Origin of the sequence: Ensifer sp., from assembly GCF_035999185.1 — a bacterium.
Lineage (GTDB): Bacteria > Pseudomonadota > Alphaproteobacteria > Rhizobiales > Rhizobiaceae > Ensifer.
This window is the reverse complement of sequence record NZ_DASYHB010000119.1, coordinates 25,066-31,760: the sequence shown is the minus strand read 5'-3', so window position 1 is coordinate 31,760 and position 6,695 is coordinate 25,066. Positions and strand designations below refer to the sequence as shown.

Annotated in this window: 5 protein-coding genes; 3 read left to right on the top strand and 2 right to left on the bottom strand. The window is 61.9% G+C overall.

Going from position 1 to position 6,695, the window contains the following annotated elements; genetic code table 11:
- The first annotated feature begins 244 nt into the window (after window positions 1-244).
- Window positions 245-1,288, top strand: a complete 1,044-nt coding sequence (gene fba, locus VGO04_RS14970) for a class II fructose-bisphosphate aldolase (protein ID WP_327496750.1) — start codon at window positions 245-247, stop codon at window positions 1,286-1,288.
- A 139-nt stretch (window positions 1,289-1,427) separates the two neighbouring features.
- On the opposite strand, the gene VGO04_RS14965 is transcribed toward fba, so the two are convergent.
- Window positions 1,428-2,240 carry a MerR family transcriptional regulator gene (locus VGO04_RS14965; RefSeq protein WP_327496749.1) on the bottom strand — a complete coding sequence of 271 codons (813 nt, stop codon included), beginning with the start codon at window positions 2,238-2,240 and terminating at the stop codon, window positions 1,428-1,430.
- Window positions 2,241-2,467: 227 nt separating this feature from the next.
- On the opposite strand from VGO04_RS14965, the gene VGO04_RS14960 reads away from it, so the two are divergent.
- Window positions 2,468-3,736, top strand: coding sequence for a 4-aminobutyrate--2-oxoglutarate transaminase (locus VGO04_RS14960; protein WP_327496748.1), 1,269 nt, complete (start codon window positions 2,468-2,470; stop codon window positions 3,734-3,736).
- Between the two features lie 229 nt (window positions 3,737-3,965).
- Entirely contained in the window at window positions 3,966-5,441 is a 1,476-nt protein-coding gene (locus tag VGO04_RS14955; RefSeq protein ID WP_327496747.1) for an NAD-dependent succinate-semialdehyde dehydrogenase, read from the top strand.
- Between the two features lie 457 nt (window positions 5,442-5,898).
- On the opposite strand, the gene fabI is transcribed toward VGO04_RS14955, so the two are convergent.
- A complete protein-coding gene (gene fabI / locus VGO04_RS14950) occupies window positions 5,899-6,684 on the bottom strand; it encodes an enoyl-ACP reductase FabI (protein ID WP_327496746.1) in 786 nt (261 codons plus the stop codon).
- Window positions 6,685-6,695: the final 11 nt, after the last annotated feature.

The following is a 6,695-nucleotide window of genomic DNA, read 5'->3' as shown; positions in this document are numbered from 1 at the left end:
TCCACAGTAAAATCGATTGAAGCGTCTTTCGACCTCTGGCAACCTGCCTTTTGCCCGGTTGTCAAACCACTTCGATGAACTATTGTGCGCCTGACTTCGGTGGGCGCGACCAATTCGCGCGCGCCGTCACGCCGCACGGAGTACCGGCCATCGCTGCCAGCGATGATGCCATGCGGCGTCTTGAGCCGGATTGTTTTTGTGGCGCACCTGGAAGGTGCGCTTAAGCACCAAGGGAGACTAGCGAATGGCATTGATCACATTGCGGCAACTGCTCGACCATGCGGCGGAGAACGACTACGCGCTGCCGGCGTTCAATGTGAACAATCTTGAATATATTCAGGCCGTTATGCGCGCCGCCGATGCAACCGACAGTCCGGTGATCTTGCAGGCGAGCCGTGGCGCCCGCTCCTATGCCGGCGACGCGTTCCTTCGCCACCTGATCCTGGGTGCGGCCGAAGAATACCCGCACATCCCTGTCTGTCTGCACCTCGATCACGGCGACCAGCCGTCGACCTGCATCTCGGCCATCACCAACGGCTTTACTTCCGTCATGATGGACGGTTCGCTGGAGAAGGACGGCAAGACCGTTGCGAGCTATGACTACAATGTCGCCGTCACCGCCGAAGTGGTGAAGATCGCGCACGCGGCCGGTGTTTCGGTCGAAGGCGAACTCGGTTGCCTCGGCAACCTCGAAACAGGCGCCGGCGACAAGGAAGACGGCCACGGCTTCGAAGGCAAGCTATCGCGCGAAGAACTCCTCACCGACCCGGACCAGGCGCTCGACTTCGTCACCAGGACCGGCGTCGATGCGCTCGCCGTTGCGATCGGCACCAGCCATGGCGCCTACAAGTTCACCCGCGAGCCCGATGGTGACATCCTGTCGATCGAAACGATCGCCAAGATCAACAAGAAGCTGCCGAACACGCACCTCGTGATGCACGGCTCGTCGTCGGTGCCGAAGGATCTGCAGGACCTGTTCAACACCTATGGCGGCAAGATGAAGCCGACCTGGGGCGTTCCGGTCTCCGAAATCCAGAAGGGGATCCCGCTCGGCGTGCGCAAGGTCAACATCGACACCGACCTGCGCCTCGCCATGACCGGCACGATCCGCAAGAACTTCGTCGAGAACCCTGAAAACTTCGACCCGCGTACCTACCTGAAGCCGGCAACCGCGCTGATGACCGAGGTCTGCAAGGAGCGCTTCGAAGCCTTCCGCACCGCCGGCAAGGCATCCAAGATCCGCACGCTGCGGCTGCCGGAAATGGCCAAGCGCTACGCAGCTTCCTGATCCAGGAGAACGTCCCGCTTCCTGGAAAAAGGGGAGGCGGGCGTTTGATCGAGCATAAACGCCAATCGGCGCGTGGTCCCAGCGGGGCCACGCGCCGATTTTGTTTCGACTGACCATGTAATTGGCAGCCTCGCGCTCCCTAGAAGGTCGGCGGCGTATTGACCCAGAGAAGGACTGTTTCGCCGTCGTGCCTGTTCGTCCAGGCGTGTCGCCTCTTGCTCTCGAAATAGAGCGAGTCGCCGACGCCGAGGTCGTAGAATTGGTCGCTGTCGAGGATGAACTCGACCCGGCCGGACAGGACGTGGACGAACTCCTCGCCGTCATGCCGGTAGGCGCCCTCGCTCGACGCGCCCGGCTCCAGCACGAAACGGTGGCAGTCCATCTGGTTGCGACCGTCGGCCAGCAGCTGCACCGTGACGCCGGGTGTCGTGCGTGGCCAGCTCCGCCATTCGCCGGCGCGCACCACGGCGCGCGCATCCGCCTCCTCCTCGCCCGAGAGGCTCGAAACGGTCGTCCCGAAATACTCCGCGATGTTGTGCAGAACGGCGACAGAAACGCCTTGCGACGTGCGCTCCAGCGTCGAAAGCACCGATGCGGCAATGCCGATATCGCCCGCGACCTGCTCAAGCGTCTTGCCGGCGGCATGCCTCAGGCTTCTGAGCTTACGCCCGACCTGATTGTCGGCGCCGTCACCTGCGGGCGCGCCCACCTGATCGTCGGCGGATCCTTCCGCCTCCAGCGCCTCGCGGATCGCAGCCGGGTTCAGCCCGCGCTCGGCGCGGAACCAGGCAATGCGCTTCAGTCGGGCGAGATCGCCCTCCGTATATTGCCTGTGTCCTGTCGGCGAGCGCTCGGGCACGACCAGCCCCTGCGTCTCCCAAAGCCTCAACGTTGAGGCCGAAACTCCCGCTAGGCGCGCCGCCTCGGCAACCTTGTAGCGCACAGCGCCCATTCCATTTTTCCTTTACCGCCCAACGGCGCTGCGCGAATCCGTGCAGTTCCGGCGTGTCCGCAACCTTAGCCGCCGCGATCAAGATCTGACAAGAACGGCACATCAGCGGACGTGTTGTCTCGATCACCAAATTTGATTTGCAATCGACTGTGAAAGGTGTACCACTTCCAGAATAAACTTGCAGAAAAAATGTAATATATTAACTCCAGACGTGACAGGAACGCACCATGACCACCCTCACCGACCGCAAGAACGCCGCCATCTCCCGTGGCGTCGGCATGACCACCCAGATCTACGCCGATCGCGCCGAAAACGCCGAGATCTGGGACAAGGAAGGCAATCGCTACATCGATTTCGCCTCCGGTATCGCGGTCGTCAACACGGGGCATCGCCATCCAAAGGTCATCGAAGCGGTCAAGGCGCAGATCGATCGCTTTACCCATACCTGCCACCAGGTCGTTCCTTACGAATCCTACGTTGAGCTCGCCGAACGCCTGAATGCGCTGACGCCGGGCAACTTCGCCAAGAAGACGATCTTCGTGACAACCGGCGCCGAGGCCGTGGAAAATGCCGTGAAGATCGCGCGCGCCGCAACCGGCCGCCAGGCCGTCATCGCCTTTACCGGCGGTTTCCATGGCCGCACCTTCATGGGCATGGCGCTGACCGGCAAGGTCGTGCCTTACAAGGTCGGCTTCGGCGCAATGCCGGGCGACGTCTTCCACGCCCCCTTCCCGATCGAGCTGCACGGCATCACCACCGAACAGTCGCTTGCCGCGCTGAAGAAGCTCTTTGCCGCCGACGTCGATCCGGGTCGTGTCGCTGCGATCATTCTCGAGCCCGTCCAGGGCGAAGGCGGCTTCTACCCGGCACCTGCCGCGTTCCTGAAGGCGCTTCGCGAAATCTGCGACCAGCACGGCATCCTGCTTATCGCCGACGAAGTCCAGACCGGCTTTGCCCGCACCGGCAAGATGTTTGCTATGGACCATCATGACGTCGCACCTGACCTCACCACCATGGCCAAAAGCCTTGCCGGCGGCTTCCCGCTCGCAGCCGTCACCGGTCGCGCCGAGGTTATGGATGCGCCGGCACCCGGCGGGCTTGGCGGCACCTATGGCGGCAACCCGCTCGGCATCGCTGCAGCCCATGCCGTTCTCGATGTCATTGCCGAGGAAAAGCTCTGCGAACGCGCCGAACAGCTTGGTGGTCGCTTGAAGCAGCGCCTTGCAGCGATCCGCGAACAAGCCCCAGAAATCGTCGACATCCGCGGCCCGGGCTTCATGAATGCTGTCGAGTTCAACGACGTGACGACCAATCTGCCGAGCGCCGACTTCGCCAACAAGGTGCGGCTGATCGCGCTGGAAAAGGGCCTCATCCTCTTGACCTGCGGCGTCCACGGCAACGTCATCCGCTTCCTGGCGCCGATCACCATCCAGGACGAGGTCTTTGCCGAAGCGCTCGACATTCTCGAAGCGTCGATCATCGCTGCGCGTGGTTGACATCATCCAGGCGACGTCATGTCAATTCGCCGTGTCATTGTGACGGCGAATTGACCGATCGCTTTGAGATTGCACGCTTGCGGACGAAAAACCGCGTCGCACTTTCTGCGGATTTGCGCTAACGCCGTGTGTGAGAGGTTCGGGTGCCGACATTGGCCGGCACCCGCAAGAACAAGGAAAAGCGGCCCCTTCCCAGGATGCAGACGGGCGCCGTTGGAGGATGCCCGCCATGACTTTGACCCCTTCCCTCACCAAACATCTGCGGTCCGCTGATCTGTTCGCGCCGCTTCACGCCATCCCGGAGGCCGCCAAGGAATGGACCGGAGCGACCTTCGACGTCTTCAATCCTTCGACCGGCGAACGGCTGGCGACGCTCCCGGACATGGGCATAGACGAGGCGCGCGGGGCGATCGATGCTGCCTCTAAGGCGCAGATCCTCTGGGCGGCGAAACCCGCCAAGGATAGAAGTGCCGTGCTTCGCCGCTGGCACGACCTGATCGTTGCGCATGCGGACGATCTCGCGGCGATCCTGACGGCCGAGATGGGCAAGCCGATTTCGGAATCCAAGGGCGAAGTGCTGCACGCCGCCGCCTACGTCGAATGGTATGCGGAAGAAGCCAAGCGCATCTATGGCGAAACCTTCCCGGCACCGGCAAACGACCGCCGAATGCTGGTGATCAAGCAACCGGTCGGCGTCGTCGGCACCATCACACCCTGGAACTTCCCGGCATCGATGGTCGCGCGCAAGATTTCGCCCGCACTTGCAGCCGGCTGCGCGATCGTGCTCAAACCCGCCGAACAGACGCCACTCGTGGCGGGTGCCATGTTCGTGCTTGCCGAGAAAGCCGGTTTCCCCGCTGGTGTCCTCAATCTGCTCTATGCATCCGAGGGTGCCGCGATCGGACGCGAACTCTGCAGCAATCCGAAGGTGCGTAAGATCAGCTTCACCGGCTCGACCGAAGTCGGGCGGCTGTTGATGAGGCAGTGTTCCGACCAGATCAAGAAGGTAAGTCTCGAGCTTGGCGGCAACGCCCCCTTCATCGTCTTCGACGACGCCGACATCGATGAGGCGGTGGACGGCGCCGTCCAGGCGAAGTTCCGCAATGCCGGGCAGACCTGTGTTTCGGCAAACCGCATCTATGTGCAATCGGGCGTCCATGACGCCTTCGCCGAGAAGTTCGTCAGGCGCGTTGCCGAATTGACGGTCGGCGACGGCTTCACCCCAGGCATCACGATCGGCCCGATGATCGACCGGCACGCGATCGAAAAGATCGAGGCCCATGTCGCCGACGCCGTGTCCAAGGGCGCGAAGGTGCGCGCCGGCGGCCACAGGATCGGCACGTCCGGCACCTTCTTCGAGCCGACCGTCCTCTCAGGCATTTCGACCGACATGCGCGTCGCCCAGGAGGAGACGTTTGGCCCGATCGCACCGATCATCCGCTTCGAAACCGCCGAACAGGTGATCGCCGAGGCCAACGACACGATCTACGGTCTCGCCGCCTATTTCTACGCCGAAAACCTGAAGCGCGTCTGGCATGTGGCTGAGGCGTTGGAATACGGCATGGTCGGCATCAACACCGGCCGCATGTCCTCGGAAGCCGCCCCTTTCGGCGGCATCAAACAATCGGGCATCGGCCGCGAAGGTTCGCGCCACGGGCTCGAGGACTATCTCGAGATGAAGTATCTCTGCATGGGCAATATCTGACTGTCCTCGCGCAGAGGAAAATGGCTCCAGTTTTACTTCAATTGCTCCGGCCCTTTTGGGCTTATCTCTTCGTTCCCGCAGTTGTTTCCGGTCGCAAACCCGGAACTCCACCCACCAAGTACACTATACTCGTAGTCGTACGTGCCGTAGTCGTTCGCTTCAACACGACTGATCGACACCTGACTCTCCGTTATGTGGACATCCGTGCGCTTACTGTAATAATCGATGATCCCGGCCTTATTGTTTCTCTCGGAAAACCCTGAAAGGCAATTTCGCTCATATTCGGCCTGATGTGCGCGAAAGACATAAAGAAACGACAATACGCCGAAGGCAATGGAGACGGCGCAAAACAGACGTCTCTTTCTCAACCTTACACCTCTGCTGCCATCGAAAGATAAAACCCTCGCCAAACCCAGGCGCGACAATGTTTGTGTCGTCCTACAGTCTGGGCGGCGCGTCAATCGATGATGTGATAGCCGCCGTCGACATAGAGCACCTGACCGGTGATCAGCCGGGCAGCGTCATGGGCGAGGAAGGCGGTGGCCGCGCCGACGTCGTCGATATCGATGAGTTCGCGGCTCGGCGACTTGATCTTGGTCTTCTCAAGCAACGCGTCGAATTCCGGGATGCCGGAGGCGGCACGCGTGGCAAGGGCGCCCGGAGAGATGGCGTGCACGCGGATGCCCCTGGGGCCGAGCTCGGCGGCGAGATAGCGAACCGCGCTTTCGAGCGCTGCCTTGGCGACACCCATGATGTTGTAGTTTTCCACCACCACCTGCGAGCCGTGATAGGTCATGGTAAAGAGCGTACCGCCGTTCTTCATCAGCGGCTCGGCCAGGTGCGCCATGCGGATGAAGGACCAGCAGGAAATGTCCATGGTCTTGAGGAACCCCTCGCGCGGCACGTCGACGACGCGCCCGCCGAGTGTATCTTTTGGCGAAAAGGCGATCGAGTGCACGACGAAATCGAGCTCGCCCCAGGTCTTCTCGATCTCCTCGAACACGGCTTCCATCTGTCCGGGCACGGCGACGTCGAGCGGCAGGAAGATCGGTGCCTCCAGTTCGCGCGCCAGCCGCTCCACATGGGGCTTTGCCTTGTCGTTCAGATAGGTCACGGCCACCTCCGCCCCAAAGGCGCGGAATGCCCGTGCACAGCCCCAGGCGATCGACCGGTCGTTGGCGATGCCGACCACGAGCCCCTTGCGACCGTCGAGAAGCTTGGCCTTTGCGGCGGGTATGGACATGGAGCGTCTCC